We start from the raw sequence: 26163 nt of genomic DNA, 5'->3' as shown, positions 1-26163 counted from the left end.
CCATGAAGTTCGACACCCCCGCCACCACCAACCCGATCGACCAGCTCAAGGTCGTCGGCCAGGCCGTCGACCGCGTGGACGGCCGCCTCAAGACCACCGGCACCGCGCGCTATGCCTACGAGCAGCACGACGTGGTCGCGAACCAGGCCTATGGCGTCGTGGTCGGCGCCGGCATCGCCAAGGGCCGCATCGTGTCGATGGACACGTCGCTGGCCCAGGCCGCGCCCGGCGTGATCGCCGTCGTCACCGCGCAAAACGCGGGCAAGCTGGGCAAGGGCGAGCGCAATACCGCCAGGCTGCTCGGCGGACCGGGCATCGACCACTACCACCAGGCGATCGCGCTGGTGGTCGCCGAGAGCTTCGAGCAGGCGCGTGCGGCCGCGGCGCTCTTGCGCATCGACTACGCGCCGGCCGACGGCAGCTTCGACCTGGCGCAGGCCAAGGCGTCGCAGCCCAAGCTGGTCAAGAAGGACAAGAAGGTCGGCGACTTCGCCACCCACTTCGAGCAGGCCGAAGTCCAGCTCGACACCACCTACACCACGCCCGACCACTCGCACGCGATGATGGAGCCGATGGCGAGCATCGCCGCCTGGCGCGGTGACCAGCTCACGGTCTGGACCTCGAACCAGATGATCGACTGGGCCGCCACCGACCTGGCCAAGACCCTGGGCATCCCCAAGGCCAAGGTGCGCGTGGTCTCGCCCTTCATCGGCGGCGGCTTCGGCGGCAAGCTGTTCCTGCGTGCCGACGTGCTGCTCGCGGCGCTGGGCGCGCGCATCGCCCGGCGGCCGGTGAAGGTCGCGCTGCAGCGTCCCCTGATCGCCAACAACGCCACCCATCGGCCGGCCACCGTCCAGCGCATCCGGCTGGGCGCGGGCAAGGACGGCCGGCTCACGGCCATCGGCCACGAGAGCTGGTCCGGCGACCAGCCCGGCGGCCAGCCCGAAGAGGCCACGCAGCAGAGCGCGCTGCTTTACGCCGCGCCCCACCGGCTGACGGGCACGCGGCTCGCGGTGCTGAACCTGCCCGAAGGCAACGCGATGCGCGCCCCTGGCGAGGCGCCGGGCCTGATGGCGCTGGAGGTCGCGATGGACGAGATGGCCGAGCGCCTGGGGCTGGACCCGATCGCGTTCCGCGCGCTCAACGACACGCAGGTCGATCCGGCCAAGCCCGAGCGCAGGTTCTCGCAGCGTCGTTTGATCGAGTGCATGCGCATCGGCGCCGAGCGCTTCGGCTGGGACCGACGCAACCCGGTGCCCGGCCGCGTGCGCGACGGGCAATGGTGGGTCGGCATGGGCATGGCCGCCGCCTTCCGCAACAACCTGGTGATGAAGTCGGCCGCGCGCGTGCGGCTTGATGCGCAGGGCGTGGTCACGGTCGAGACCGACATGACGGACATCGGTACCGGCAGCTACACCATCATCGCGCAGACCGCGGCCGAGATGCTGGGCGTGCCGATCGAGCGCGTGGTGGTACGGCTGGGCGACTCGAGCTTCCCCGTTTCCGCCGGCTCCGGCGGGCAGTGGGGCGCCAACAGCTCGACCGCGGGCGTCTACGCGGCCTGCGTGAAGCTGCGCCAGTTGGTGGCGCAGCGCGCCGGCCTCGACATCGCCAGCGCCACCTTCGCCGATGGCCGCGTGACGACCGGCGGGCGCAGCGTGCCGCTGGCCGAACTCGCCTCGGCCCAGGCGCTGGTGGCCGAGGACACCATGAACTACGGCGACCTGGACAAGAAGTTCCAGCAGTCCACCTTCGGCGCGCACTTCGTCGAGGTCGGCGTGCATGCCTTCACCGCCGAGGTGCGCGTGCGTCGCATGCTCGCGGTCTGCGCCTCGGGCCGCATCCTCAACCCCAAGACCGCGCGCAGCCAGGTGATCGGCGGCATGACCATGGGCGTGGGCGCGGCGCTGATGGAGGAACTGGCGGTCGACCCCCGGCTGGGCTTCTTCGTCAACCACGACCTGGCCGGCTACGAGGTGCCGGTGCATGCCGACATTCCGCACCAGGACGTGATCTTTCTCGACGAGACCGACCCGATGTCCTCGCCGATGAAGGCCAAGGGCGTGGGCGAACTGGGCATCTGCGGCGTGGGGGCCGCGGTGTCGAACGCGATGTACAACGCGACCGGCACGCGGGTGCGCGACTACCCGCTCACGCTGGACAAGCGCATCGGCGCGCTGCCGCCCCTGGAAGCCTGAGCCGGCGCGGCGTTTGCCTTCTGTTGCAGCCGTACCGCGCAATCCGACAAGGCGGCGCCTTTTTGTTCAAGCCACCGGTGCCGTGCGCCGGTAGCCTGCGGACTCCTTTCGGGCGTCTGACGGGAGGGCGCGTGTCCTGCGCTGCCCTCTGCCGCCAGCGCTCCTCAGCCGGAGTCCGACATGAGCACTTTCACCACACGCGATGGATGCGAGATCTACTACAAGGACTGGGGCCAGGGCCAGCCGGTCGTCTTCTGCCACGGTTGGCCGCTCGACGCCGACATGTGGGAGTACCAGATGCACTTCCTGGCCGAGCACGGCCTGCGCGCGATCGCCTACGACCGCCGCGGCTTCGGCCGCTCGGGCCAGCCGTGGACCGGCTATGACTACGACACCTTCGCCGACGACCTGTCGGAACTGATCGAGACCCTCGACCTGCAGGACGTGGTGCTGGTCGGCTTCTCGATGGGCGGCGGCGACGTGGCGCGCTACATCGGCCGCCACGGCACGGCGCGCATCGCCAGGGTGGCGCTGCTGAGCGCGGTCACGCCGCTGTTCATCAAGACCGCCGCGCATCCGCAGGGCGTGGACAAGGCCGTGTTCGACGGCATCAAGGCCGGCATCCTGGCCGACCGCCCGCAGTTCCTCGACGACTTCGGCACCTTGTTCTACGGTACCAACCGCGAAGGCGCCAAGGTGTCGAAGGGCATCCTCGCCCAGACGCTGCAGATCGCGCTGCTGGCCTCGATCAAGGCCACGGTCGATTGCGTCACCGCCTTCTCCGAGACCGACTTCTTCGCCGACCTGAAGAAGTTCGACGTGCCCACGCTGGTCGTGCACGGCGACGACGACCAGGTGGTGCCCTTCGAGGCCACGGGAAAGCTCGCCGCCGAGAACATCGCCGGTGCCACGCTCAAGGTGTACCCGGGCGCGCCGCACGCGCTGCCGTTCACCCACAAGGAACGGCTCAACGCCGACCTGCTGGCCTTCCTCCAGGCCTGAAGAAGGTGCGCATGGCCGCTCGCACCTTCTGAACTCCCCTCCACACTTCCCCGAAAGAAACACCATGTCCCTCACCGCCACGCCGACCCCCGGCGCCAAGCTGCTCAACCCGCAGGACCACACGCTGCTGATGATCGACTTCCAGTCGCAGATGGCCTTCGCCACGCACTCGATCGAAGCCGTCACGCTGCGCAACAACGCCGCGCTGGTGGCGAACGCCGCGGCCGGCTTCGGCGTGTCGACCGTCCTCACGACGGTGGCCGAGAAGAGCTTCTCGGGCCCGATGTTCGACGAGATCACCGCCGCCTTCCCGGGCCAGGCCATGCTCGACCGCACGTCGATGAACACCTGGGAGGACGCCGCCGTGATCCGCCGGATCAACGAGATCGGCAAGTCGCGCATCGTGCTCTCGGGCCTGTGGACCGGCGTGTGCATCGTGGGCCCGGCGCTGTCGGCGCTGGACCAGGGCTTCGAGGTCTACGTGATCGCCGATGCCTGCGGCGACGTCTCCGCCGAGGCCCACGACCGCGCGATGGACCGCATGGTGCAGGCCGGCGCACAGCCGATGACCGCGCTGCAGTACCTGCTCGAACTGCAGCGCGACTGGGCCCGCACCGACAGCTACGAGATGACCACGGGCATCGCGCGCCGGTTCGGCGGTGCGTACGGCCTGGGCATCGCCTACGCGAAGACCATGTTCAACGCGCATGAGGCTTGAGCGCCAGCGCGCCATGAAGCCCTACATCGTCTCGCTTGCCCTCGGCGTGTTGGTCGGCGTGATCTACGCGTTGTTCAGCGTGCGCTCGCCGGCGCCGCCGATCATCGCGCTGGTCGGCCTGCTGGGCATCCTCGCGGGCGAGCAGCTGCCGCCGCTGGTCAAGCGCGTGCTCGACCGCGGCCCCACGGCCACATCCTGGCTGCAGCACCAGGTCAAGCCGCACATGTTCGGCCAACTGCCGCAATGCGCGAAGCCTGCGGCCGACGGTGCGCAGGCACCTGTCGAGCGCAAGGCATGAGCGCCGGATCCGATCCCCGGGGACGCCGCCAGTTCGTCGGTGCGCTGGGCGCACTGGGCGCCGCATGGGCCGCGCCCGGCCTGGCGCAAACTCCCGCTTCTTCAAGGACGCCCGACATGGTCGATGCCCCCGAACTCATCCTGCACCACGGCCGCTTCACCACGCTGGACCGCGCCAACCCGACGGCCACCGCGGTCGCGATCCGCGACGGCCGCTTCACGCACGTGGGCCGCGATGCCGACATCCTGCCGCTCGCGCGCGACGGCACGCGCGTGATCGACCTGCAGGGCCGCGCGGTGCTGCCGGGCCTGATCGACAACCACCTGCACATCATCCGCGGCGGGCTCAATCACAACCTCGAACTGCGCTGGGACGGCACGCGCAGCCTGGCCGATGCGATGGGCATGCTGAAGCGCCAGGTCGCGATCACGCCCGCGCCGCAATGGGTGCGCGTGGTGGGTGGCTTCACCGAGCACCAGTTCGCCGAGAAGCGGCTGCCGACCATCGCCGAGCTCAATGCGGTGGCGCCCGACACGCCGGTGTTCCTGCTGCACCTGTACGACCGCGCGCTGCTCAACGGCGCCGCGCTGCGTGCCGTGGGCTACACCAAAGACACGCCCGCGCCGCCGGGCGGCGAGATCGTGCGCGACGCGGCCGGCAACCCGAGCGGGCTGCTGCTGGCCAAGCCCAACGCCAGCATCCTCTACGCGACGCTGGCCAAGGGGCCCAAACTGCCCTTCGACTACCAGCTCAACTCCACGCGCCACTTCATGCGCGAGCTCAACCGTCTGGGCGTGACCGGCGCCATCGACGCGGGCGGCGGCTTCCAGAACTTCCCCGAGGACTACCAGGTGATCCAGCAGCTGGCCGACGCCGGCCAGCTCACCCTCCGCCTGGCCTACAACCTGTTCACGCAGAAGCCCAGGCAGGAGAAGCAGGACTTCCTCAACTGGACCGCGAGCTCGAAATACAAGCAGGGCGACGACTACTTCCGGCACAACGGCGCGGGCGAGATGCTGGTCTTCTCGGCCGCCGACTTCGAGGATTTCCGCCAGCCGCGCCCCGACATGGCGCCCGAGATGGAAGGCGAACTCGAGGAAGTGGTGCGCGTGCTGGTGCAGAACAAGTGGCCCTGGCGCCTGCATGCGACCTACGACGAGACCATCGAGCGCGCGCTCGACGTGTTCGAGAAGGTGGACCGCGACACGCCGCTGGCCGGCCTGAACTGGTTCTTCGACCACTGCGAGACCATCTCCGAGAAATCGATCGACCGCATCGCCGCGCTGGGCGGCGGCATCGCGGTGCAGCACCGCATGGCCTACCAGGGCGAGTATTTCGTCGAGCGCTACGGCGCGGGCGCGGCCGCGGCCACGCCGCCGGTCAAGCGCATGCTGGAGAAGGGCGTGAAGGTCTCGGCCGGCACCGACGCCACGCGCGTGGCCTCGTACAACCCCTGGGTCTCGCTGTCGTGGCTGGTCACGGGCAAGACGGTCGGCGGCCTGCAGCTCTATCCGCAGCGCAACTGCATCGACCGCGAAGCGGCCCTGCGCATGTGGACCGAGAACGTGACCTGGTTCTCCAACGAGGTCGGCAAGAAAGGGCGCATCGAGCCCGGCATGCTGGCCGACCTGGTGGTGCCCGACCGCGATTTCTTCGCCTGCCCCGAATCCGAGATCGCCGACACCACCGCGCTGCTGACGATGGTCGGCGGCCGGGTGGTCTACGGCGCGGGCCCTTTCCAGTCGCATGACGACGGCACGCCGCCGCCCGCCATGCCCGACTGGTCGCCGGTGCGCACCTTCGGCGGCTACGGCGGCTGGGGCGAAAAGGAGGGCCAGCCGATGCAGGCCACGCTGCGTCGCATGGCCGCCGACTGCGCCTGCGCCAACGACTGCAACGTGCACGGGCACCAGCATGCGACCGCGTGGAGCAGCCAGCTGCCGATCGCGGACTTGAAGAGTTTCTGGGGCGCCTTGGGTTGCGCCTGCTGGGCCGTCTAGATGCGCCGCCTCTTCACCACGCGCGCAGTGCACTGGCTCGCACTGCTCTTCCTCTGTGCCGCCTACCTGCAAGGCGGCTTCAACAAGGCGACCGACTTTCCCTCGGCCATCGCCGAGATGAATCACTTCGGGCTGTCGCCCGCCGGGCCGATGGCGGTGGCGGTCATCGTGTTCGAGCTGGGTGCGGCGCTGATGATCCTCACCGGCTTCCATCGCTGGGTCGGCGCGCTGGGCCTGGCGGGATTCACGCTGATGGCGACCTTCGTGGCCAACCGCTTCTGGGAGATCGCTGTGGCGGCGCCCGAGCGCTTCATGGCGGCCAACGCCTTCTTCGAGCACTGGGGCCTGGTAGGCGGCTTCCTGCTGGTGGCCTGGCATGACCTGAAGGGGCGTGATGAGCACTGACGCAACCAAGGCGCAAGGCAGCTTCGCGCCCTTGCGCCAGCCCGTGTTCGCGGTGCTCTGGGCCGCGACGGTGCTGGGCAACGTCGGCAGCTTCATGCGCGACGTGGCCAGTTCGTGGATGGTCACCGAGCTGTCGGCCAGCCCTGCGGCCGTGGCGCTGATCCAGACCGCGGCCATGCTGCCGATCTTCCTGCTCGCGATCCCGGCGGGCGTGCTGTCGGACATCCTCGACCGCCGGCGCTTCCTGATCTTCATCCAGGTGATGCTGGCCTGCGTCAGCGCCACGCTGCTGCTGCTGTCGCGCAGCAACGCGCTCACGGTCGAGTACCTGGTCGCGCTGACCTTCGTCGGCGGCATCGGTGCCGCGCTGATGGGGCCGACCTGGCAATCGATCGTGCCCGAGCTGGTGCCGCGCGCCGACCTGAAGAACGCGGTGGCGCTCAACTCGCTGGGCATCAACATCGCGCGCGCCATCGGCCCGGCCGTGGGCGGCCTGCTGCTCGCGAGCTTCGGCGCGGCCACGGCCTATGGGGCCGACGTGCTGAGCTATGTGTTCGTGATCGCGGCGCTGCTGTGGTGGAAGCGGCCGGCCGCCGTCGACACCGGCCTGTCGGAGCAGTTCTTCGGTGCCTTCCGCGCCGGCCTGCGCTATGCGCGCGCCAGCCGCGAGCTGCACGTGGTGCTGTTGCGCGCAGCGGTGTTCTTCCTGTTCGCCAGCGCGGTCTGGGCGCTGCTGCCGCTGGTGGCGCGCAAGATGCTCGGCGGCACGGCCGGCTTCTACGGGGTGATGCTGGGCGCGGTGGGCGCGGGCGCGATCCTCGGTGCGGTGCTGCTGCCGCGCCTGCGCGCGAAGCTCGATGCCGACGGGCTGGTGCTCGCCGCCTCGCTGATCTCGGCCGTGGTGATGGTGGCACTGGCCCTCGCGCCGCCGCAGTGGGTGGCCGTGCTGCTGATGCTGCTGCTGGGCGTGGGCTGGATCATCGCGCTCACCACGCTCAATGGCGTGGCGCAGGCGGTGCTGCCCAACTGGGTGCGCGGCCGCGGGCTGGCGATCTACCTCACGGTCTTCAACGGCGCGATGGCCGGCGGCAGCCTGGGCTGGGGCCTGGTCGCGCAGCAGATCGGCGTGCCGACGACCCTGGTCATCGGCGCCGCGGGCCTGGCCGTGGTGGCCTTCGTGTTCCACCGCATCAGGCTGCCCACCGGCGAGGCCGACCTGCAGGCCTCGAACCACTGGCCCGAGCCCCTGCTGACCGCGCCGGTGGCGCACGATCGCGGCCCGGTCATGGTGCAGGTCGAGTACCGCATCCGCAAGGAAGACCAGCCGGCCTTCGTGCAGGCGATGGAACGGGTGTCGCTCGAGCGCCGGCGCGACGGCGCCTACGCCTGGGGCCTGACCGAGCACACCAGCGAGCCCGAGCGGCTGATGGAGTGGTTCCTGGTCGAGTCCTGGGCCGAGCACCTGCGGCAGCACCACCGCGTATCGCATGCCGATGCCGACCTGCAGAACGAGGCGATCCGCTTCCACATCGGGCCGGGCCAGCCGGTGGTGCACCACTTCCTGGCGCTGGACATGAAGCATGCGCGGGCCGCCGCCGCGAAGGACTGAGCTACAGCCCCAGCAGGGCCCGCCCCTCGGGCGCGAGCAGGTCGTGTGTCTCGGGGTGCTTGCGCATGTAGGCGGCGAACACCGGGCAGCGGGGGATCACCGCCAGCCCGCGTTCGCGCGCCGAGGCCAGGCCGGCCAGCACCAACTGCCGGGCCAGGCCGTTGCCCTGCAGCTCGTCGGGCACCAGCGTGTGAACGAAGGTGATGACGCCGGGCGCGTGTTCGTAGATGGCGACCGCGCGGTGGCCGTCGAGCGCGATCTCGAAGCGGCTCTTCTCGGGGCGGTCCCTCACGATCGCGGGCTGGGCTTGCGGGTCTTGCATGCTGCGTTTCCTGGTTTGTTCCGTGCTCACATCGACGGCAGCTCGTGCGGCCGCAGGTCGAACACAAGCACCTCGGCCTGCTCGCCCTTGGCGAAGCGCAACTGCCTTTCGCCGCGGATGCGCGCGCCGTCGCCTTCGCCGAGCCGCTCGCCATTCACTTCCACGCTGCCGCGTGCCACATGCACGTAAGCGTAGCGGTCGGCGGGCAGTTCCAGCGTGGCGCTTTCGCCGGCGCCGTCGAACAGGCCGGCGTACATGCGCATGTCCTGGTGCACGCCCAGCGAGCCGCCGTCGCCCTCGGGCGAGGCGATCAGGCGCAGCCGGCCGCGCTTCTCGGCCTCGGCGAAATGCACCTGCTGGTAGCGCGGCGCCGCGCCCTTGAGCGAGGGCACGATCCAGATCTGCAGGAAGTGCACGCCGTCGGTCTTCGAGTGGTTGAACTCGCTGTGGCGCACGCCGGTGCCGGCGCTCATCATCTGCACGTCGCCGGGGCGGATGACCGAACCGGTGCCCATCGAGTCCTGGTGCGCCAGCGCGCCCTCCAGCACATAGGAAAAGATCTCCATGTCGCGGTGCGGATGGGTGCCGAAGCCCTGGGCCGGGTCGACGCGGTCGTCGTTGATCACCAGCAGGTCGGAGAAGCCCTGCTGCCGGGCGTCGTGGTAGTGGCCGAAGGAGAAGGTGTGGCGCGAGCGGAGCCAGCCGTGGTTGGCGACGCCGCGGTGATCGGCCTTGCGAAGTTCGAGCATGATGGGGTCCTTTTGCGTTGAGACTGTCGATAAGATTCACGAGAAGATCCGCGGTGGATCGGTCGCCCTGTTCGGGCGATCCACAGAGGAAGATCTCTCGGTGTGAAAGAAGTATCGAACGCCGGGAGGCCGTCCATGCTGAAGGTTTTATGCGAGAACAATCGAATATTTCGATGATCAAGAAAGAGGCAGGCCCATGCTGAAGATCACCCTCGAGGCGATCGAGCTGGTCGATGCGATCGCGCGCCACGGCTCCTTCGCGGCCGCGTCGGAGCGGCTGCACAAGGTGCCCTCGACCATCTCCTACGCGATCGGCAAGCTGGAGGAGCAGCTGGGCCTCGCGCTGTTCACGCGCCAGGGGCCGCGCGTCACGCTGACGCCGGCCGGGCAGGAGATGCTCAAGGAGGGGCGCTGGCTGCTGGCGGCCGCGGGCGAGCTCGAATCGCGCATGCGGCAGATCGCCACCGGCTTCGAGTCCGAACTGCGGCTGGTGCACGACTCGCTGATCCCCACCAGCGCCTTCAACCACGACATCTGCGCCTTCGAGGACCTGAACTGCGGCACCCGGCTGCGCATCGCCTGCGAGACCATGACCGGCACCTGGGAGGCGCTGCGCGACGGCCGGGCCGACATCATCGTGGCCGCCGGCGACGGCCCGGCCGGTGGCGGCTACAAGGCGGTGGCCGTGGGCAGCCTGGCCTTCGTGTTCTGCGTGGCGCCGACGCACCCGCTGGCGATGCTGCGGCGCCCGCTCACGCGCGCCGACCTGCTGCAGCACACGGCGGTGGTGGTGGGCGACGGCGCACGCACGATGTCCGACCGCACCATCGGCCTGCTGGCCGGGCAGCGGCGCATCACGGTGCCGTCGATGGCGGCCAAGATCACCTGCCAGATCGACGGCCTGGGCCACGGCTTCCTGCCGCGCGACTGCGTGAAGGACGCGCTGGCGCGTGGCACGCTGGTCGAACTGGCCTGCGAGGAATCGCGGCCCGACGAGACCTTCTGGCTGGCCTGGAAGCCCAGCGCCATGGGCGAGGCGCTCAAGTGGTGGCGCGCGCGCCTTCAGCGGCCGCTGGTGCCGGACATCCTGCCGTCGTGACATCGGTGTGCGCGGGCGCGGCCAGCGTGATGGTCACGTCGATCGGCCCGGGCACGGCGAAGTGTTCGGCGCCGAAGTCGAGCCGGCCCAGCAGCTCGAAGCCGCCGCGCAGGGGCTGGCCGTCCTGGCGGTGCAGGATCGCCAGGTCCGGGCCGGCCGTCCAGCACACGATGTCGCCCACCGCATAGCCCCGCTCGCGCGTGCCGCGGCCCGAGACGAGGCCGGGCAGCGGGCCGAATTTCTCGCGCCGGAACAGGTCGTGCAGCGTGAGGGTCAGCGGCAGCATGGCCACGAAATCCTCGGCCGTCCTGTGGTCCGCCAGCGTGGCGGAAATCACCGTGCCATGGTTCAGTGTCAGATGGATTTTCATGGGGTACCCCTAGGGTGTTGGCTGCCCAGCGAAGGAACGGATGCGACCGCGGTGCGCCGCTGGGCGGCACCGACAGTGCTTTTTTCTCGGAAATGCGGCCGCCGCCCTTGCGGGTGCGACGGGTGTGCGGGATGGCGCGGGCCGACGCCCGTCAGCTGTCCGGGCGCCCCAGCTGGCGTTCGCGCAGGCGCTTGATGTCGCGCGCGGGCGGCGAGCCGAAGAAGCGGCTGTACTCGCGGTTGAACTGCGACTGGCTCTCGTAGCCCACGCGGTGCCCCGCGGTGGCGGCGTCGAGGTGTTCGCCGATCATGATGCGCCGGGCCTCCTGCAGCCGCAGCTGCTTCTGGAACTGCAGCGGGCTCATCGCGGTGACGGCCTTGAAGTGCTGGTGCAGCGAGGACACGCTCATGTGCACCTGGTCGGCCAGGTCTTCGATGCGCAACGGCGCCTGGAAGCGCTGCGACAGCAGGCTGATGACCTGCGCGATGCGCTGGCTGTGGCTGTCGACCACCGCCATCTGCGCGAGCCGCCAGCCGTCGGTCGAGCGCAGCACGCGGTACAGGATCTCGCGCGTGATCAGCGGCGCGAGCGCCCCGATGTCCTCGGGCGAGTCCAGCAGCTTGACCAGCCGCAGCACGGGATCGAGCAAGGTGGGCGACAGTTCCCCGGTGAAGATGCCGCGCTGGGAGGCGCGCGTCGGCGCGGTCTTGCCGAAGGCGAGATCGAGCGCGAGCGCGGTGACTTCCTTGACGTCGAAGCCGAGCCGCAAGCCCAGGTAGGGCGCTTCCGGCGAGGCGTCGATCACCTGGCTTGTCACCGGCAGGTTCTGCGCGGCCACCAGGTACTGGCTGCTGTCGTAGATGTAGACCTCGTCGCAGAGCAGCACGCGCTTGCTGCCCTGGGCGAGCACGCAGAAGGCCGGCTCGCACATGCCGTGCACCGGGTGCTGGGTCTGGGTGGCGCGGACCAGGCCGAGGCGCGGGATCGCGGTCTCGTGGGCGCCGTCGGTGACGGTGAGGCGATCGATCATCGCGGCCAACTCGGCCCGCATCACGGTCGCCCGCAGCCGGTCGACGGGTGGGTCGTTGCGCAGGGTGTGGGGGGTCGAGGTCAGCATGGACCGAAGCTTAGGCAACTCGCCGCCGCTTGTCTCGCCCGCCGATGCGTCGCCGGAGGATCGTGCAAGGATCTCCAAGAATTCTGCAAGGCCAGCGGCCCCGCGCACTCAAACGGCGCGTGAGGCGACCGCGTGCTGGTGGTGGTGCCGCAGGCAGTGGTCCAGGAACTGGTCGAGCTCGGTGGTCTTGTCGTAGACCGCGCGTGCGCCCAATTGCAGGCAGCGGCTGCGGTTCTCGCGGGTGGCGGAGTTGGTCAGCACGATGACCCGGTCCTTGGCCTCGCCGGCCAGCTTCTGCAGGATGCCGAAACCGGTGCCGTCCCGCAGGAACAGGTCCAGCACGGCCAGGCCCCAGTCGCGGGGATGGGCATTGAGCCAGCGCACGGCATCGGCTTCGGTTTCGGCGGTCGCGACGACTTCGGCGTCGCACACGGCGTCCATGGCGGCGATCAGGGCGTCGCGCAGCCGGGCATCGTCTTCGGCAAGGAATATGGGCAGGGGCATGGTGAAGAACCTTTGCTCCGATTCTTCGCGTTGCCGCCTCGCGCCGGGTGAGCCCAGGGCATGAACGGGCGCAGGAAAGAGCCTACGCGTCGTCCTGCGCGCCGAGCATCCGGTTGACCTTGTGCAGCAGCGCATCGGCGTCGAAGGGCTTGGTCATCAGCTCGACGTTGCCCTGCAGCAGCGCCGCGTCGGTGGCGACGTGGGCCGCATAGCCGGTCATCAGGATCACCCGGATGCCGGGCCGGCGCGTGAGCGCGAAATCCGCGAGCTGGCGGCCGTTGGGGCCGGGCAGGCCGACGTCCGACAACAGCAGGTCGATGTGGGGCGCCTGCTCCAGCCAGGCCATGCCGGCCGTGCCGTCGGCGGCCTCGAGCACCTCGTAGCCCTGGTCGCGCAGCAGCTCGACCGCGATCTGCCGTACGACGGCGTCGTCCTCGACCACCAGGATGCGGCGGCGCGTGGGGCCTGCGCCCGGGGCCGGCGGCGCCAGGGCGTCCTCGGGCGCCGCGGCCAGCGGCGCGCGCGGCAGGAACAGGCTGACCGTGGTGCCCGTGCCTTCCGCGCTCTCGATCGTGATGCTGCCCTTGGACTGCCGGGTGTAGCCGTAGATCATCGACAGGCCCAGTCCGGTGCCCTGGCCCATCGGCTTGGTGGTGAAGAAGGGCTCGAAGGCCTGCGTGATCACCGCGGCCGACATGCCGATCCCGGTGTCGGCGACCGAGACCCGCACGTAATCGCCGGCCATCAGCCCCTGGATGCGGCTGGCCTCCGACGCGCTCAGGCTGAGGTTGCGCACCTGGATCGACAGCGTGCCGCCGACCGGCATGGCGTCGCGTGCATTGATCGTCAGGTTGAGCAGCGCGCTGTCGAACTGGTGCGGGTCGGTCAGCACGTCCCAGGTGCCCTCCTGCTCGTCGAACACCACCGCGACGTTCTCGCCCACTGCGTTGCGCAGGATCTCTTCCAGGCCGCGCAGCGCGGTCGCGATCTCGAGGCTGCGGTTGGCCAGCGGCTGGCGTCGCGAGAAGGCCAGCAGCCGCTGCGTGATCGAGGCGGCGCGGCGCGCCGAGTCGAGGCCGGCCTCGATGTAGCGTTCCAGGCCTTCGTAGCGCCGCTGCTCGAGCCGTTTCCTCATCAGCTGCAGTGGCATCACGATGCCCTGCAGCATGTTGTTGAAGTCGTGCGCGATGCCGCCCGTGAGCAGGCCCAGCGCCTCCATCTTCTGCGACTGGCGCAGCTGTTCCTCGAGCTGGCGCTGGCCGGTCATGTCGATGCCGACGCCGGTGCGGCGCACGGCCTGGCCGGCGTCGTCGAAGTAGGTGTGGCCGCGCGAGAGCACGCTGCGCACCGAGCCGTCGGGGTGGCGGATGCGGTACTCGAGCTCGAGCGCGCCCTCGTTGCGCAGGCCGCCGGACATGGTCTCGCGCAGCCGCGGCAGGTCGTCGGGGTGCACGTTGGCGAGGAAGGCGGTGCGCGGGATGCCCTTGGCCGCGACCTTGGGGTCGAGTCCGTACAGCTCGGAGATCGCCGCGTCGCAGAAGAAGGTGTCGCTGGCCACGCGGTACGACCATACGCCCACGCCGCCGGTGGCGCCCAGTGCGAGCCGGGTGAAGTCTTCCGAGTCCTGCAGCGCGCGCGTGCGTTCCTCCACCTGCTGTTCGAGCGAAGCCGCCAGCTCCCTGAGTCGGGTCTCGCTCGCGGCCAGGTCGGACTTGGCGCGCTCGTGCTCGGTGATGTCGTAGCCCCCGACGAAGATGCCGGTCGTCTGGCCGTTGTCGTCGCGGATGGCCTCGTAGAGCAGGTCGATGTAGCGGGCTTCCCGGTCGCCCTCGAGCAGCAGCGGCAGGGCCTTGGCGTGCACCGGCTGGCCGGTCGAAAAGACGCGGTCGAGCCGTTCGTAGATGTCCTGGCCGTCGAGCTCGGGGAAGACCTCGCGCACGGTGCGGCCGATGAAGTCGCGCGGCCCCGCGATCTGGACATAGGCGTCGTTCACGTAGGTGAAGACATGGGTCGGGCCCGACAGCACCGCGACGAAGCCGGGCATCTGCTGCAGCAGGTTCTGCTGCCGCTCGCGCTCGTGCCGCAGGCCGCGTTCGGCCAGCACCTTGCCGGTGGTCTCGACCACCGTGTCGAGCACGCCCAGGATGTCGCCGTGCGCGTCGTACTGCGGGCTGTAGCAGAAGGTGAAGAAGGCCTCTTCGAGGACGCCGTAGCGGTCGATGTGGATCGGGAAGTCTTCGATGAAGGTCGACTCGCCCTGCAGGGCCTTCTCCGCGATGGGCCGCAGCGTCTCCCAGACTTCCTGCCAGGTCACGCGAAAGGGTTGGCCCAGCGCGTCGGGCTTGTTGCCCAGCAGCTTGCGGTAGCCGTCGTTGTAGAGGGCGATCAGGTCAGGGCCCCAGAACAGGCAGGCCGGGAAGTCCGAGGACAGCATGCTGTCGACCGAGATCCGCAGCGCGGCCGGCCAGGCGGCGATGGGCCCGATCGGCGTGGCCGACCAGTCGAAGGCGCGCATCCGGGCCCCCATCTCGCCGCCACCGGACGCGAAGGCGGAGCTGCGCTGGCGGCTCATGGCGTGGCGCCCCCGGGCAGTGGAAGGCGGCGGGTCGCGGGCGGGACGAGGAGCGTGTCGACGGACATCGGGGCAGCAACGGACGGGGTGGGGAAGGCCGCATGGCGCGCGGGTCCGCGCGCCGGCGCAAATCTTAGTGGTTCCCGGGGCGCCGACGGCGCTGACTGCTGACGGCCCGCTGACCTTGCGGTGTGAACCGGCTCTACGTCCTGCGCATGCGCCGCCACTGCGCGGGCGAACGGCCCACCCGCGCGCTGAAGGCGCGTGTCAGGTGGCTCTGGTCCGCAAAGCCGCAGGCGATGGCGATCTCCGACAGCGGGGCGTCGTCGTGCCGCAGCATGGCCTGCGCGGCCTCGATGCGGCGGCCGATGCGCCAGGCGTGCGGCGCGAGGCCGGTGCTCGCCTTGAAGGCCTTGCCGAAATGGCTGCGCGAGAGCGCGCATTCGGCCGCCACCTCGGCCAGCGACAGCTCGCGCGCGAGGTCGGTGCCCAGCAGTTCCTTGGCGCGCCGCTCCTGCCACGGTGCCAGCCGGCACGCAACGGCCGCCGCGCGCTGCGCCGTGTCGCCGTAGGCGTGGGCCACGTGCGCGTAGAGCGCCAGCGCCATCTGGTCGAGGAACAGCGGGCAGGCTTCCTCCGGCCGCTGCAGCGAAGGCAGCAGGGCGGCGGCCAGATGGACCAGCACCGGGTCGGTGACGCCAGGCGTGCAGCGCAGGGCCGTGGCCGGGGCCTGGCCGGCGTCGCGCGCGAAGTCGTCCATCGCCGCGCGCGTGATGCGGAACAGCACCGAATGGAAGGGGCTGCAGACGTAGGCCGCGGGCCGGGCGGCCAGGTCGGCGATGTGCACCGCGCCGACCTCCATCAGGCCCAGCCGCGTCTGCGCATCGCCCTGGAAGAAGCGCCGGCTGCCTGCGCGCGACAGCTCCACGCTGACCACGAAGGCATCGTCGGCCGGCAGCGGGGCCAGCACGAACAGATGCGGCTGCTCGTAGTGCATGCGCACCATGTCCAGCGGCCGCGTGCCGGCGCTCGCGGTGGCAACTTCGTCCAGCCCGTACTGGTGCGCGAGCTGGCGGGCAAATCGGCTGGGCGATGCGGCGACGGCAGTCATGGGCGGGGTCGGTGGCGGAGCGGCATCTTAGGCACAGGTGCGCGACCCTGGGAGCGTGCGGGTCAAGGCCGAGGCGGCGTGCCGTCGAAGGCGTCCTGCAGCAGAGCCCGCAAGGGCCGTGCCTCGACCGCACGCGGGTTGGCGTAGGCGTTCTGCAGGGCGATGTCGCAGGCGTGATCCAGGTCTTGCGCGCGCAGGCCGATGTCCTTGAGCGCGGTTGGCGCACCGTGGCGCCGGGCCAGGTCGTACACCGCCTGCGCCGCGTCACTCGCCTGCAGCGCATCCGCGATGCGGCGCATCGCCTCGGGCGCCGCCGCCGCGTTGTAGGCCAGCACGTGAGGCAGCACGATGGTGTGGGTCTCGGCATGCGGCAGGTTGAAGCTGCCGCCCAGCGTGTGGCACAGCTTGTGGTGCAGCGACATGCCGACGCTGCCCAGCACCGTGCCGCAGAGCCAGGCACCGTAGAGCGCGTCGGTGCGCGCCTGCAGGTCGCCCGCGTCGGCATGCAGCCCGGGCAGCGCGCGACCGAGCGCGGCGATGCCTTCGGCGGCCATCAGCTCGATGACCGGATTGCCGTCGGGCGCGTAGAGGCCCTCGGCCGCATGCGCGATGGCGTTGATGCCGCTGGTCACCGAGATGCCCGGCGGCAGGCCCAGCGTGAGCGCGGGGTCGTAGATCACGGTGCGCGGCAGCACGCGCGGATCGCGGCCGGTCCGCTTGAGGCCGTCTTCGGTCAGGCCGTAGATCGGCGTCATCTCCGAGCCGGCGTAGGTGGTCGGGATCGCGAGGATGGGCAGCCCCGAGTCGAGCGCGATGGCCTTGCCCAGTCCGATGGTCGAGCCGCCGCCCACGGCCACCGCCGCATCGGCGCCGGCGCGCTCGGCCGCGGCGCGTGCCGCGCGTGCGCTCGCGATCGGCACATGCATCACCGCGCCGTCGAAGATGCCGGCAGACCGCTCGCCCAGCAAGGCGGCCACGCGCTCGGCCTGGGCGCGCTGCTGCGGCGTGCACAGCACCAGCGCCTTGCGTGCGCCCATCGCGGCGAGCTCGGCCGCGACCTGGCCCAGCGTGCCATGGCCGAACAGCACGCGCTGCGCGCGCGTCTCGAAGGCGAAAGGCTTGCGAGCGGCCATGCCGGGGTCCTTCATTCGGCGACGATCTTGTGGCTCTGGATCAGCCGGCCCCAGCGCGCGCTCTCGGCCTTGACCAGCTGGTCCATCTGCTCGCGCCCGCCCGCCACCACTTCGAAGCCGCCGTCCGACAGCCGCTTGGCCACTTCGGGATCACGCAGCGTGGCGCTCATTTCGGCGGCCAGCTTGTCGAGCACGGCCGCAGGCGTCTTCGCGGGCGCGACCATGCCGACCCACGAATAGACCTCGAAGCCCTTGTAGCGCTCGGCCACTGCCGGCACCTCGGGCAGCGCGGCATTGCGTTGCGGCGAGGTCACGGCGAGTGCGCGCAGCTTGCCGCTCTGCACCTGCTGCAGCACCAGCGGCAGGCTGGCGATCATCGAGTCGACATGGCCGCCCATCAGGTCGGTGATGGCCGGTCCGCCGCCCTTGAAAGGCACGTGCAGGCCGTGGCTGCCCGCGGTCTCGTGGAACAGCTCGGCCGCCAGGTGGTTCGAGCTGCCCGCGCCGACCGAGGCGTACGACACCGCGCCTGGCTTCTTTGCGGCCTCGACGTAGTCCTGCAGCGTCTTGTAGGGCGAGGCCGCCGGCACCACCAGCACCATGGGCGAGCGCGCCACGTACGACACGCCGCTGAAGTCGCGCAGCGTGTGGTACGAGAGCTTCGGGTAGATGTGCTGCTCGGTCGCGTACGAATCGAACACCAGTGCCACCGTGTAGCCGTCGGGCGTGCTCTTGGCGAGCGCCGCCATGCCGATGGTGCCGCCCGCGCCACCGCGGTTGTCGATGATCACCTGCTGGCCGAGTCGGGCGCGCAGCGGCTCCTGGATCTGGCGTGCGACCTTGTCGACCGTGCCGCCCGCGGCGAAGGGCACGATCACCGTGACCAGCCGCGACGGATAGGCCGCCTGCTGCGCGAAGGCCGGCACGGCGCCAGCCAGCAGCGCCGCAGCAATGGCGACGCGGCGCGAGAAAACCGAGGGGAAGCGTCGTGCGACGACGGGCGTTGTCTCTTGTGAGTGCATGGGAACGGGTCCTGGTTGGAGGGTCGCAGCGATGCTATTCTTTGCGCCCGATCAGGGGAATCCATCCCGAAGGCCAAAGGCCTTTGCACAGGCCGCACAAATGGAATCCATCCGATTCGCCGAAAGCCTCTCGATGTTCGTCGACGTGGCCCAGGACAAGAGCTTCTCCGCAGTGGCGCGTCGGCGCGGCTTGGCGGCCTCGTCGGTGGCGCGCCAGATCGATGCGCTGGAGGACGACCTCCAGGTGCCGCTGTTCACGCGCTCGACCCGTGCGCTGGTCATGACCGAGGCCGGCACGCTGCTGTACGAGCGCGCGCTCAAGATCCTCCATGACATGACCGACGCGCGCAGCGAGGTGGTGTCGCTCGACGGCAGCGTGCAGGGCCTGCTGCGCGTGAGCTGCGTGCCCGCCTTCGGGCGGCGCCATGTCACGCCGCACCTGGCCTCGCTGTTCGACAAGCACCCGGCGCTGCGCGTGGAGCTGGAACTCACCGAGCGCGTGGTCGACCCGGTGCTCGAGCGTTTCGACATCGTGATCCGCATTGGCGACCAGCCCGACAGCAGCCTGGTCTGCCAGCGCATCGGCAGCCAGCGCTACATCATGGGTGCCTCGCCGGCCTACCTGCGCCGGCACGGCCACCCCACGCGCTTCGAGGAGCTGGCGCATCACCGGCTGATCGACCGCCAGCACAGCACCAGCGCGCGCGGCTGGCGCGAGCTCGCGGGCTTCGACTGGAGCCGGCCGCCGCAATTCGCGCTCGAGAGCAACGACTGCGACGCGCGCCGCATGTGCGCCTCGCAGGGCCTGGGCATCGCGCTGATGCCCAACTGGGCGATCGGGGAGGATCTGGCGGCGGGCCGCATCGTCGAGCTCGACCTCGAAGGCGCGCCGCGGCAGGAAGCCAGCGGCATCTACCTGCTGCGTGCCGGTGCGCGCGCCAGCGTCAAGGTGCGCGCCTTCACGCAGCACCTGCTCGACAGCATCGGCCGCTCGGCCAGCTGGGTCAGCGACGCGGCGGTGGCGCTCGACTGAGCCGGCCCGGCGCTCAAGCCGCCGTCGCCGCCGCCTGCCGTCGGCGCAGGGCCGCACCGCCCAGCACCAGCAACAGGCCGCCACCGGCCAGCACCGCGCCCGCGATCGGCACCGCGGCATAGCCCAGGCCGGCCGAGATCACGCCGCCGCCCACGGCCGCGCCCAGCGCGTTGCCGAGGTTGAATGCACCGACGTTGACCGACGAGGCCAGCCCCGGTGCGCCGGCCGCGGCCTGCATCACGCGCATCTGCACCGGCGGCACGATCGCGAAGGTGGCGATGCCCCACACCAGCAGGCCGACCAGCGCGCCGGCCTGGCTGGGCAGCAGCCAGGGCAGCGCCAGCATGATCACCGCCAGCGCGGCCAGGAACAGCCGGGTGGCGCCGTCGAGCGACCAGTCGGCGAGCCGGCCGCCCAGTGCATTGCCGATCGTGAAGCCGATGCCGATCAGCACCAGCGCCAGCGTGACGAAGCCGGTGGAGGCGTGCGTCAGGCTCTGCAGCACCGGCGCGATGTAGGTGTAGAGCGTGAACATCGCGCCCGCGCCCATCACGGTGGTGGCCATGGCCATCAGCACCTCGGGTTGGCCGAGCACGCGCAGTTCCTTGCGGACCTCGGGCATCTGGCCGGCCTCGCCGCGTGGCAGCGCCCAGGCCAGGGCCGCGATGGCCAGCAGGCCCAGCCCGGCCGTGGCGGCGAAGGCCATCCGCCAGCCGATCTGCTGGCCGATCCAGGTGGCGGCGGGCACGCCGCCGATGTTGGCGATGGTCAGGCCCATGAACATGGTCGCCACCGCGCTGGCCTGCTTGTCCTTGGGCACCAGGCTGGCCGCCACCACCGAGCCGAGCCCGAAGAAGGCACCGTGGTTGAGGCTGGTGACCAGCCGCGCGGCCAGCAGCGTCCAGTAGCCGGGCGCCAGCGCCGACAACAGGTTGCCGAGCACGAAGATGCTCATCAGCGTGATCAGCGCCGCCTTCACGCGGATGCGCCCGAGCGCCAGCGTCATCAGCGGCGCGCCCACCATCACGCCGATGGCGTAGGCGCTGATCAGCAGGCCGGCGGAGGGGATCGACACCTGCACGCCGTCGGCGATCACGGGCAGCAGGCCCATGGGCGCGAACTCGGTGGTGCCGATGCCGAAGGCGCCGACGGCGAGCGCCAGCAGGGACCAGGTGGATTTCATGGGGAGATCGTTCGTTGAGTGAAGGATGCGCAAGCAGGAACGATGCCGCCGCGTGGGGCGACGGCATCCTGCCTGCGCCGTGTGTCAGAGGCCCAGCACGTTGGCGCCGATGCACTCGTCGATGGCGCGCTCGAGGCGCTTGTCGTGCAGCAGCAGCGTGATTTCGAGCGAGCCGGTGCCGACCTCCAGCCCCAGCAGGTGCCCGCCGTAGGCGCGGAAGTCGCGCCCGGCGGCCACGCCGTGGGCATGGACCGAGGGCCGGCCCTCCTTCCACGCCAGGCTGCCGACCAGGCTGCCCAGCTCGACGTCGCGGAAGGTCTGCGGCTCGAACACCTTCTTCGCCGCGTCCCAGAAGCCGAAGGTGGCGTGCGCGAAGCCCAGCCCGGTGAAGCTGGCCGAGGGGATCGCTTCCGCGATCGCCAGCTGCTCGAGCCGCGCGAACACGTCCGCGCCCTGGCGCAGCACCATCAGGTAGCCGGTCGGCGTGCGGATGTACTCGGGCGCGGTGCTCATGGCGCGGGCTGTTCGATGCGCGTCAGCGTGCCGGCCATGCGGAACAGTTCGAGCCCGGCGGTCGTGTAGAAGCTGCGCGAGCTGCCGGCCGAGAAGTCGTCGAGGTGCACCACCACGCCGCGGTCGGCTTCCTGCCACGACAGGGCGAACAGGCCCGGCGACAGCGCCACCGCCTCGTACTGCACCGTGGCCGTGGCCCCGGCGAACTCGCCCTCGGTGACCTCGTAGGTCATGGTGCGGCCGTCGTCGGCGTAGCTGTTGCGCACCGTCATCGCCGTGCCGTAGCGGATCTCGAAGGCGTGGCCCACGAAGGGCAGGGTGTCTTGGGCCATGGCGCTCAATCCCAGGCCGGCGCCAGGCCGTCGGGGTTGACCAGCCGGCCGTTGCGCTCGAGCGCGGCGATCTGCGCCATGTCGGCGTCGCTCAGCTGGAGCTGCTGCGCCAGCAGGTTGCTCGCCAGGTTTTCGCGCTTCGTGGACGAGGGGATCACCGCGTAGCCCAGCTGCATCGCCCAGGCCAGGATCACCTGCGCGGGCGTCGCGTCGTGCGCCTTGGCGATGGCGCCGATCACCGGGTCCTGCAGCGCCTTGCCGTAGGCCAGCGTCATGTAGGAGGTGATGTGGATGCCCTGGCTTTTCGCGAAGTCGACCACCTTGCGGTTCTGCAGGAAGGGGGAGAGTTCGATCTGGTTCGTCGCGATGGCTTCGGCGCCCACGGCCGCGATGGCTTCCTTCATCAGCGCGATGTTGAAGTTCGACACGCCGATGCGCTTCGTCAGGCCCTGCGCCTTGGCTTCGGCCAGCGCGCCCATGAACTGGGCCACCGGCACGGCGTTGCCGGGCGAGGGCCAGTGGATCAGCGTCAGGTCGACCTGGTCGGTGCGCAGCTTGGCCAGGCTGTCCTTGAGGCTGGGCACCAGCTTGTCCTGCGCGTAGTTGTCGGTCCAGATCTTGGTGGTGATGAACAGGTCCTGGCGGGCCACGCCGCTCTCGGCGATGGCCTGGCCGACCTCGGCTTCGTTGCCGTAGATCTGCGCGGTGTCGATCGCGCGGTAGCCGAGTTCGAGGCCGGTCTTGACCGAGTCGATCACGACCTGGTCCTTCAGGCGGAAGGTGCCGAGGCCGAAGGCGGGGATGGTGTTGTGCGTGCGCATGGTGAGGTTCTTTCTCTTGCGTGGATGATCCGGCGGATCGCCTGTGCGGATGCCGGGGGATCGGATTTGGCCCCTTCAGGGGGCCGGGAAAAAGCGGGTGTCGCGAAGCGCAACCCGCCGGTGTGGCAAAGGCTTCAGTGGCCCACGGGGACCGGGCCGCTGGAGCGCAGCGGGATGCCGGCACGCCGGTCGAGCTTGCCGCTCCACAGCGTCAGGGCCAGCGAGACCAGCACCACCGCGGCGCCGATCCAGGGCGTGTGCATCAGCCCCAGGTGGGTGACGATCAGGCCGCCTGCCCAGGCCGCGCCGGCGATGCCGAGGTTGAAGGCCGCGATGTTCAGGCCCGAGGCCACGTCCACCGCCTGCGGCGTGAAGCGTTCGGCCTGCATCACCACGTAGACCTGCAGGCCCGGCACGTTGCCGAAGGCGACCGCGCCCCAGGCCAGCACCGTGGCCAGCGCCAGCCACTTGTGCGGCGCGGTGAACTGCAGCAACAGCAGCACGGCCGCCAGCAGCGCGAAGATGATCTTCAGCGCGGGGATCGGGCCCAGGCGGTCGGCCAGCTTGCCGCCCCAGATGTTGCCCGCGGCCACCGAGATGCCGTAGACCAGCATCACCCAGCCCACGGCGCCGGCGCTGAAGCCCGAGACCTCGGTCAGGATCGATGCCAGGAAGGTGAAGGGGATGAAGGTGCCGCCATAGCCGATGGCCGTCTTGGCGTAGACCAGCAGCAGGCGCGGTTCGGCCAGCACCTTGGCCTGCTCCGCCAGCGAGGCGGGCGCGGTGTGGCGGATGTTGCGGGGCACGAAGATCCAGCTGCCGATGAAGGCGATCACGCCGAGCGCGGACACGGCCAGGAAGGTCTCGCGCCAGCCGAAGTGCTGACCGATGAAGGTGCCCAGCGGCACGCCCGTGACCAGCGCCACCGTCAGGCCGGTGAACATGATCGCGATCGCGCTGGCCGCCTTCTCCTTGGGCACCAGGCCGGTGGCGATGGTCGAGCCGATCGAGAAGAACACGCCGTGCGCGAGCCCGGTCAGGATGCGCGCGGCGACCAGCGTTTCGTAGCTGGGCGCCTGCCAGGCCAGCAGGTTGCCGACCGTGAACAGCGCCATCAGGCCGAGCAGCAGTGCCTTGCGCGGCAGCTTGCCCGTGAGGGCGGTGAGCACCGGCGCGCCGATGGCGACGCCCAGTGCATAAAGGCTGACCAGCAGGCCGGCCGAGGGCAGGCCGATGCCGAGGTCGGCGGCCACGGTGGGTAACAGGCCGACGATCACGAACTCTGTCGTGCCGATGGCGTAGGCGCTGAGCGTCAGCGCGAGCAGGGCGATGGGCATGGAAGGGACTCCTTGGGAATGGGCTGGAGTCTGAGGCTGGGGTCCTTGCAGAAAAAGTGGGTTTTTCTCCAAAGATACTTGCGGTGAGATCAATAATATCCGCCGCGTCGAAAGGAATCAGCCATGAAAACCACCCTCGAAGAACTCCAGGCCTTCGCCGCCGTCGTCGCCACCGGCTCCCTGACCGCTGCGGCCGACCAGCTGGAGCAGACCGTCTCCGGCGTCAGCCGCGCGCTGGGTCGGCTGGAGAAGAAGCTCGACACCACGCTGCTGCGCCGGACCACGCGCCGGATCGAGCTCACGGAGGAGGGCGCGCTGTTCCTGGGCCGCACGCGCGCGATCCTGGCCTCGATCGACGATGCCGAGGAGCAGATGGCAGCGCGGCGCCAGAAGCCGGCCGGGCGGCTGCGGGTGAATGCGGCCACGCCCTTCATGCTGCATGCCATCGTGCCGCTGGTGCCCGAGTTCCGGCGCAGCTACCCCGAGATCACGCTGGAGCTCGACACCGACGAGCTCAACATCGACCTGCTCGAGCGCCGCACCGACATCGCGATCCGCATCGGCGTGCTGCGCGATTCCACGCTGCACGCGCGCCCGCTGTGCACCAGCCGGCTGCGGCTGCTCGCGAGCCCGGCCTACATCGCCGAGCACGGCAAGCCCAAGGGCGTGCTTGGCCTGGCGCCGCACACGCTGCTGGGCTTCACCCAGCCCGAGTCGCTCAACCGCTGGCCGCTGCGCGGCGCGCACGGCGACGAGTGGCCGATCACGCCCGACATCACGGTGTCGAACGGCGAGACGCTGCGCCAGCTCGCGCTGCAGGGCGTGGGCATTGCCTGCCTGTCGGACTTCATGACCGGGCCCGACCGCGAGCGCGGCGAGCTGGTGCAGGTGCTGGCGAAGGACACGGTCGACGTGCGCCAGCCGATCAACGCCGTGTACTACCGCAACACCCAGCTGGCGGCGCGCATCGCCTGCTTCCTCGATTTCCTGGGGGCGCGCCTGGGCGAGGCCTGAGCAGGGGCAAGCGCGCGCGGCGGATAATCCGCCGATGCGAATCCGCTTTACCAAGATGCAGGGTGCCGGCAACGACTTCGTCGTGCTCGACGAGACCCGTGCGCCGCTCGGCCTGTCGACCGCGCAGTACCACTTCCTGGCCGACCGCCACTTCGGCGTGGGCGCCGACCAGATCCTCTCGGTGCGGCCCTCGCCCGCGGCGGGCGTCGATTTCCAGTACGTGATCCACAACGCCGACGGCGGCGAGGTGGAGCAATGCGGCAACGGCGCGCGCTGCTTCATGCGCTTCGTGCGCGAGCAGGGCCTGACGACGAAGGATGCGGTGCGCGTGCAGACGCTGTCGGGCGTGATCGAGCCGCGCATGAATGCCGACGGCCGCGTCACGGTCGACATGGGCGCGCCGGTCTTCGAGCTGGCGCGCGTGCCCTTCGACGCGGCCGGCCTCTCGCCGCAGGCCGACGGCGGCTGGGAGAACTGGCACCTGGCGCTGTCGACCCACGCCGAGGGCGCGATCGTCGCGCTGGCGGTGCTGTCGATGGGCAACCCGCATGCGGTGCAGATCGTCGACGACGTCGAGACCGCGCCCGTGGCCACCCAGGGCCCGCTGATCGAGCACCATCCGCGCTTTCCGCAGCGCGTGAACGCGGGCTTCCTGCAGATCGTCGACCGCACGCATGTGCGGCTGCGCGTGTACGAACGCGGCGCGGGCGAGACCCTGGCCTGCGGCACCGGCGCCTGTGCGGCGGTGGTGGCGGGCATCCGGCTCGGTCGGCTCGACGCGCGGGTCGATGTCGAGACGCGCGGCGGCCTCCTCACGATCGAATGGCAGGGCCTGGGCCAGCCGGTGCGCATGACCGGGCCGGCCGTGACGGTGTTCGCCGGCGAGATCGAGATCCCGGAAATTTGAGCCGCGCGCACTGCGTGTCGTCTGCCCACCTCGGCTGATGCAGCCGGTTGACCCGTCCTCATGGAACCCTGAATGACCCCCTCCTACAACGACGCCGCCATGAACCCGATCACCGAGGACGACATCGCCAATTACCTGGCGAACACGCCCGACTTTTTCGAGCGCCATGCGCAGCTGCTGGCCCAGGTGCAGCTCACCAGCCCGCACGGCAACCGGGCCGTGAGCCTGCAGGAACGCCAGGCCGAGATGCTGCGCGAGAAGATCAAGGCGCTCGAGCACCGGCTGATGGACATGGTGCGCCACGGCACCGAGAACGCCATGACGGCCGACCGCATGCAGCGCTGGACCCGCGGCCTGCTGACCACGCGCGACCCGCGCGGGCTGCCCTACCGCCTGACCGACGAACTCCAGTCCTTCTTCATGGTGCCGCAGGCCGCGATCAAACTCTGGGACTGCGACGCCGCCTACCAGAGCGAGGCCTATGCCCAGTGGGTGAGCGACGACGTCAAGGCGCTGGCCACCTCGCTGAGCGCGCCCTATTGCGGCCTCAACTCGGGCTTCGAGGCCTCAGGCTGGCTCGAGGACGCGCGCGCCGCCGTCTCGATCGCGCTGATCCCGCTGCGCCCCGACGCCGAGTCTCCTGCCTTCGGCATGCTGGTGCTGGCATCGCCCGATTCGCAGCGCTTCAACCCCGACATGGGCACCGACTTCCTCGAGCGCATCGCCGAACTCGCCTCGGCCGCGCTGTCGCGCCTGCAGCCCTGAGGGCCTGCAGGGCCTTGCCACCGTGAACC

General features: G+C 70.3%; 26 protein-coding genes. 12 read left to right on the top strand and 14 right to left on the bottom strand.

Features of this window, described 5'->3' with window-relative positions; translation table 11 throughout:
- Window positions 1-2 precede the first annotated feature (2 nt).
- From paoC to K0H49_RS07110, 7 genes are all read left to right on the top strand, one after another.
- The gene (gene paoC / locus K0H49_RS07140; protein ID WP_219210650.1) at window positions 3-2198 is read left to right on the top strand and encodes an aldehyde oxidoreductase molybdenum-binding subunit PaoC; all 2196 of its coding nucleotides are present in this window, start codon (window positions 3-5) and stop codon (window positions 2196-2198) included.
- Window positions 2199-2378: 180 nt separating this feature from the next.
- Complete coding sequence (locus K0H49_RS07135) at window positions 2379-3200, top strand: alpha/beta fold hydrolase (RefSeq protein ID WP_219210649.1); 822 nt, start codon at window positions 2379-2381, stop codon at window positions 3198-3200.
- Between the two features lie 64 nt (window positions 3201-3264).
- The gene (locus tag K0H49_RS07130; RefSeq protein WP_219210648.1) at window positions 3265-3918 is read left to right on the top strand and encodes a hydrolase; all 654 of its coding nucleotides are present in this window, start codon (window positions 3265-3267) and stop codon (window positions 3916-3918) included.
- Between the two features lie 13 nt (window positions 3919-3931).
- Window positions 3932-4216 (top strand): XapX domain-containing protein, encoded by a 285-nt coding sequence (locus K0H49_RS07125; protein WP_219213094.1) that lies wholly within the window; start codon window positions 3932-3934, stop codon window positions 4214-4216.
- 116 nt (window positions 4217-4332) lie between these two features.
- Window positions 4333-6216, top strand: a complete 1884-nt coding sequence (locus tag K0H49_RS07120) for an amidohydrolase (protein WP_219213092.1) — start codon at window positions 4333-4335, stop codon at window positions 6214-6216.
- Window positions 6217-6621, top strand: a complete 405-nt coding sequence (locus tag K0H49_RS07115; protein ID WP_219210647.1) for a DoxX family protein — start codon at window positions 6217-6219, stop codon at window positions 6619-6621.
- Complete coding sequence (locus K0H49_RS07110; protein ID WP_219210646.1) at window positions 6611-8230, top strand: MFS transporter; 1620 nt, start codon at window positions 6611-6613, stop codon at window positions 8228-8230. The genes K0H49_RS07115 and K0H49_RS07110 overlap by 11 nt, the downstream gene beginning before the upstream one ends.
- Window position 8231: 1 nt before the next feature.
- Here the strand turns inward: K0H49_RS07110 and K0H49_RS07105 are convergent, their stop codons facing one another.
- Window positions 8232-8552 (bottom strand): GNAT family N-acetyltransferase, encoded by a 321-nt coding sequence (locus K0H49_RS07105; RefSeq protein WP_219210645.1) that lies wholly within the window; start codon window positions 8550-8552, stop codon window positions 8232-8234.
- A gap of 26 nt (window positions 8553-8578) precedes the next feature.
- Window positions 8579-9301: a pirin family protein gene (locus K0H49_RS07100; RefSeq protein ID WP_219210644.1), complete on the bottom strand. Its 723-nt coding sequence runs from the start codon at window positions 9299-9301 to the stop codon at window positions 8579-8581.
- Window positions 9302-9497: 196 nt separating this feature from the next.
- Here K0H49_RS07100 and K0H49_RS07095 point away from each other — a divergent pair, with 196 nt between their 5' ends.
- A complete protein-coding gene (locus tag K0H49_RS07095; RefSeq protein WP_219210642.1) occupies window positions 9498-10400 on the top strand; it encodes a LysR family transcriptional regulator in 903 nt (300 codons plus the stop codon).
- On the opposite strand, the gene K0H49_RS07090 is transcribed toward K0H49_RS07095, so the two are convergent.
- The 7 genes from K0H49_RS07090 to K0H49_RS07060 form a co-directional block, all read right to left on the bottom strand.
- Window positions 10342-10770, bottom strand: coding sequence for a cyclophilin-like fold protein (locus tag K0H49_RS07090; RefSeq protein ID WP_219210640.1), 429 nt, complete (start codon window positions 10768-10770; stop codon window positions 10342-10344). The genes K0H49_RS07095 and K0H49_RS07090 overlap by 59 nt on opposite strands.
- A gap of 151 nt (window positions 10771-10921) precedes the next feature.
- Complete coding sequence (locus tag K0H49_RS07085) at window positions 10922-11887, bottom strand: AraC family transcriptional regulator (protein WP_219210639.1); 966 nt, start codon at window positions 11885-11887, stop codon at window positions 10922-10924.
- Window positions 11888-11995: 108 nt separating this feature from the next.
- Window positions 11996-12391 carry a response regulator gene (locus K0H49_RS07080; protein ID WP_219210638.1) on the bottom strand — a complete coding sequence of 132 codons (396 nt, stop codon included), beginning with the start codon at window positions 12389-12391 and terminating at the stop codon, window positions 11996-11998.
- Window positions 12392-12473: 82 nt separating this feature from the next.
- The gene (locus K0H49_RS07075; protein WP_219210637.1) at window positions 12474-14963 is read right to left on the bottom strand and encodes a PAS domain-containing protein; all 2490 of its coding nucleotides are present in this window, start codon (window positions 14961-14963) and stop codon (window positions 12474-12476) included.
- 202 nt (window positions 14964-15165) lie between these two features.
- Window positions 15166-16074, bottom strand: coding sequence for a helix-turn-helix domain-containing protein (locus K0H49_RS07070; RefSeq protein ID WP_219210636.1), 909 nt, complete (start codon window positions 16072-16074; stop codon window positions 15166-15168).
- A 62-nt stretch (window positions 16075-16136) separates the two neighbouring features.
- Window positions 16137-17207, bottom strand: a complete 1071-nt coding sequence (locus K0H49_RS07065; RefSeq protein ID WP_219210635.1) for a maleylacetate reductase — start codon at window positions 17205-17207, stop codon at window positions 16137-16139.
- Window positions 17208-17218: 11 nt separating this feature from the next.
- Window positions 17219-18229: a tripartite tricarboxylate transporter substrate binding protein gene (locus K0H49_RS07060; RefSeq protein ID WP_219210634.1), complete on the bottom strand. Its 1011-nt coding sequence runs from the start codon at window positions 18227-18229 to the stop codon at window positions 17219-17221.
- Between the two features lie 100 nt (window positions 18230-18329).
- On the opposite strand from K0H49_RS07060, the gene K0H49_RS07055 reads away from it, so the two are divergent.
- Window positions 18330-19262: a LysR family transcriptional regulator gene (locus K0H49_RS07055; protein WP_219210633.1), complete on the top strand. Its 933-nt coding sequence runs from the start codon at window positions 18330-18332 to the stop codon at window positions 19260-19262.
- Window positions 19263-19275: 13 nt separating this feature from the next.
- On the opposite strand, the gene K0H49_RS07050 is transcribed toward K0H49_RS07055, so the two are convergent.
- From K0H49_RS07050 to K0H49_RS07030, 5 genes are all read right to left on the bottom strand, one after another.
- On the bottom strand, window positions 19276-20445 hold the full coding sequence (locus tag K0H49_RS07050; protein WP_219210631.1) for an MFS transporter: 1170 nt from the start codon (window positions 20443-20445) through the stop codon (window positions 19276-19278).
- 84 nt (window positions 20446-20529) lie between these two features.
- On the bottom strand, window positions 20530-20958 hold the full coding sequence (locus tag K0H49_RS07045; protein WP_257624615.1) for a PPC domain-containing DNA-binding protein: 429 nt from the start codon (window positions 20956-20958) through the stop codon (window positions 20530-20532).
- Window positions 20955-21290 (bottom strand): MoaF-related domain-containing protein, encoded by a 336-nt coding sequence (locus K0H49_RS07040; RefSeq protein ID WP_219210630.1) that lies wholly within the window; start codon window positions 21288-21290, stop codon window positions 20955-20957. Before K0H49_RS07040 ends, K0H49_RS07045 begins: the two co-directional genes overlap by 4 nt.
- Window positions 21291-21295: 5 nt before the next feature.
- Entirely contained in the window at window positions 21296-22111 is an 816-nt protein-coding gene (dkgB, locus tag K0H49_RS07035) for a 2,5-didehydrogluconate reductase DkgB (protein WP_219210627.1), read from the bottom strand.
- 134 nt (window positions 22112-22245) lie between these two features.
- The gene (locus K0H49_RS07030) at window positions 22246-23448 is read right to left on the bottom strand and encodes an MFS transporter (RefSeq protein WP_219210625.1); all 1203 of its coding nucleotides are present in this window, start codon (window positions 23446-23448) and stop codon (window positions 22246-22248) included.
- Window positions 23449-23571: 123 nt separating this feature from the next.
- Here K0H49_RS07030 and K0H49_RS07025 point away from each other — a divergent pair, with 123 nt between their 5' ends.
- The 3 genes from K0H49_RS07025 (at window position 23572) to K0H49_RS07015 (ending at window position 26134) form a co-directional block, all read left to right on the top strand.
- Complete coding sequence (locus tag K0H49_RS07025; protein ID WP_219210624.1) at window positions 23572-24462, top strand: LysR substrate-binding domain-containing protein; 891 nt, start codon at window positions 23572-23574, stop codon at window positions 24460-24462.
- Window positions 24463-24496: 34 nt separating this feature from the next.
- Window positions 24497-25369 carry a diaminopimelate epimerase gene (gene dapF, locus K0H49_RS07020; RefSeq protein WP_219210623.1) on the top strand — a complete coding sequence of 291 codons (873 nt, stop codon included), beginning with the start codon at window positions 24497-24499 and terminating at the stop codon, window positions 25367-25369.
- Between the two features lie 72 nt (window positions 25370-25441).
- Window positions 25442-26134 carry a DUF484 family protein gene (locus tag K0H49_RS07015; protein WP_219210622.1) on the top strand — a complete coding sequence of 231 codons (693 nt, stop codon included), beginning with the start codon at window positions 25442-25444 and terminating at the stop codon, window positions 26132-26134.
- The last annotated feature ends 29 nt before the right edge of the window (window positions 26135-26163 follow it).

The organism is Variovorax boronicumulans, from assembly GCF_019352895.1.
GTDB classification, from domain to species: Bacteria; Pseudomonadota; Gammaproteobacteria; order Burkholderiales; family Burkholderiaceae_C; genus Variovorax; species Variovorax boronicumulans_A.
Note: the sequence above shows the minus strand (reverse complement) of the source record. Positions and strands in the feature narration are given on the sequence as shown.

What these genes read in the sequence shown, in the direction of transcription:
- K0H49_RS07015 (WP_219210622.1), top strand. Translation starts at nt 25,442, where the DNA reads ATGACCCCCTCCTACAACGACGCCGCCATGAACCCGATCACCGAGGAC.
- K0H49_RS07070 (WP_219210636.1), bottom strand. Translation starts at nt 16,074, where the DNA reads ATGACTGCCGTCGCCGCATCGCCCAGCCGATTTGCCCGCCAGCTCGCG.
- dapF (WP_219210623.1), top strand. Translation starts at nt 24,497, where the DNA reads ATGCGAATCCGCTTTACCAAGATGCAGGGTGCCGGCAACGACTTCGTC.
- K0H49_RS07045 (WP_257624615.1), bottom strand. Translation starts at nt 20,958, where the DNA reads ATGAGCACCGCGCCCGAGTACATCCGCACGCCGACCGGCTACCTGATG.
- K0H49_RS07120 (WP_219213092.1), top strand. Translation starts at nt 4,333, where the DNA reads ATGGTCGATGCCCCCGAACTCATCCTGCACCACGGCCGCTTCACCACG.
- dkgB (WP_219210627.1), bottom strand. Translation starts at nt 22,111, where the DNA reads ATGCGCACGCACAACACCATCCCCGCCTTCGGCCTCGGCACCTTCCGC.
- K0H49_RS07040 (WP_219210630.1), bottom strand. Translation starts at nt 21,290, where the DNA reads ATGGCCCAAGACACCCTGCCCTTCGTGGGCCACGCCTTCGAGATCCGC.
- K0H49_RS07080 (WP_219210638.1), bottom strand. Translation starts at nt 12,391, where the DNA reads ATGCCCCTGCCCATATTCCTTGCCGAAGACGATGCCCGGCTGCGCGAC.
- K0H49_RS07085 (WP_219210639.1), bottom strand. Translation starts at nt 11,887, where the DNA reads ATGCTGACCTCGACCCCCCACACCCTGCGCAACGACCCACCCGTCGAC.
- K0H49_RS07130 (WP_219210648.1), top strand. Translation starts at nt 3,265, where the DNA reads ATGTCCCTCACCGCCACGCCGACCCCCGGCGCCAAGCTGCTCAACCCG.
- K0H49_RS07030 (WP_219210625.1), bottom strand. Translation starts at nt 23,448, where the DNA reads ATGCCCATCGCCCTGCTCGCGCTGACGCTCAGCGCCTACGCCATCGGC.
- K0H49_RS07055 (WP_219210633.1), top strand. Translation starts at nt 18,330, where the DNA reads ATGGAATCCATCCGATTCGCCGAAAGCCTCTCGATGTTCGTCGACGTG.
- K0H49_RS07115 (WP_219210647.1), top strand. Translation starts at nt 6,217, where the DNA reads ATGCGCCGCCTCTTCACCACGCGCGCAGTGCACTGGCTCGCACTGCTC.
- K0H49_RS07110 (WP_219210646.1), top strand. Translation starts at nt 6,611, where the DNA reads ATGAGCACTGACGCAACCAAGGCGCAAGGCAGCTTCGCGCCCTTGCGC.
- K0H49_RS07065 (WP_219210635.1), bottom strand. Translation starts at nt 17,207, where the DNA reads ATGGCCGCTCGCAAGCCTTTCGCCTTCGAGACGCGCGCGCAGCGCGTG.
- K0H49_RS07135 (WP_219210649.1), top strand. Translation starts at nt 2,379, where the DNA reads ATGAGCACTTTCACCACACGCGATGGATGCGAGATCTACTACAAGGAC.
- K0H49_RS07125 (WP_219213094.1), top strand. Translation starts at nt 3,932, where the DNA reads ATGAAGCCCTACATCGTCTCGCTTGCCCTCGGCGTGTTGGTCGGCGTG.
- paoC (WP_219210650.1), top strand. Translation starts at nt 3, where the DNA reads ATGAAGTTCGACACCCCCGCCACCACCAACCCGATCGACCAGCTCAAG.
- K0H49_RS07090 (WP_219210640.1), bottom strand. Translation starts at nt 10,770, where the DNA reads ATGAAAATCCATCTGACACTGAACCATGGCACGGTGATTTCCGCCACG.
- K0H49_RS07095 (WP_219210642.1), top strand. Translation starts at nt 9,498, where the DNA reads ATGCTGAAGATCACCCTCGAGGCGATCGAGCTGGTCGATGCGATCGCG.
- K0H49_RS07050 (WP_219210631.1), bottom strand. Translation starts at nt 20,445, where the DNA reads ATGAAATCCACCTGGTCCCTGCTGGCGCTCGCCGTCGGCGCCTTCGGC.
- K0H49_RS07075 (WP_219210637.1), bottom strand. Translation starts at nt 14,963, where the DNA reads ATGAGCCGCCAGCGCAGCTCCGCCTTCGCGTCCGGTGGCGGCGAGATG.
- K0H49_RS07105 (WP_219210645.1), bottom strand. Translation starts at nt 8,552, where the DNA reads ATGCAAGACCCGCAAGCCCAGCCCGCGATCGTGAGGGACCGCCCCGAG.
- K0H49_RS07060 (WP_219210634.1), bottom strand. Translation starts at nt 18,229, where the DNA reads ATGCACTCACAAGAGACAACGCCCGTCGTCGCACGACGCTTCCCCTCG.
- K0H49_RS07100 (WP_219210644.1), bottom strand. Translation starts at nt 9,301, where the DNA reads ATGCTCGAACTTCGCAAGGCCGATCACCGCGGCGTCGCCAACCACGGC.
- K0H49_RS07025 (WP_219210624.1), top strand. Translation starts at nt 23,572, where the DNA reads ATGAAAACCACCCTCGAAGAACTCCAGGCCTTCGCCGCCGTCGTCGCC.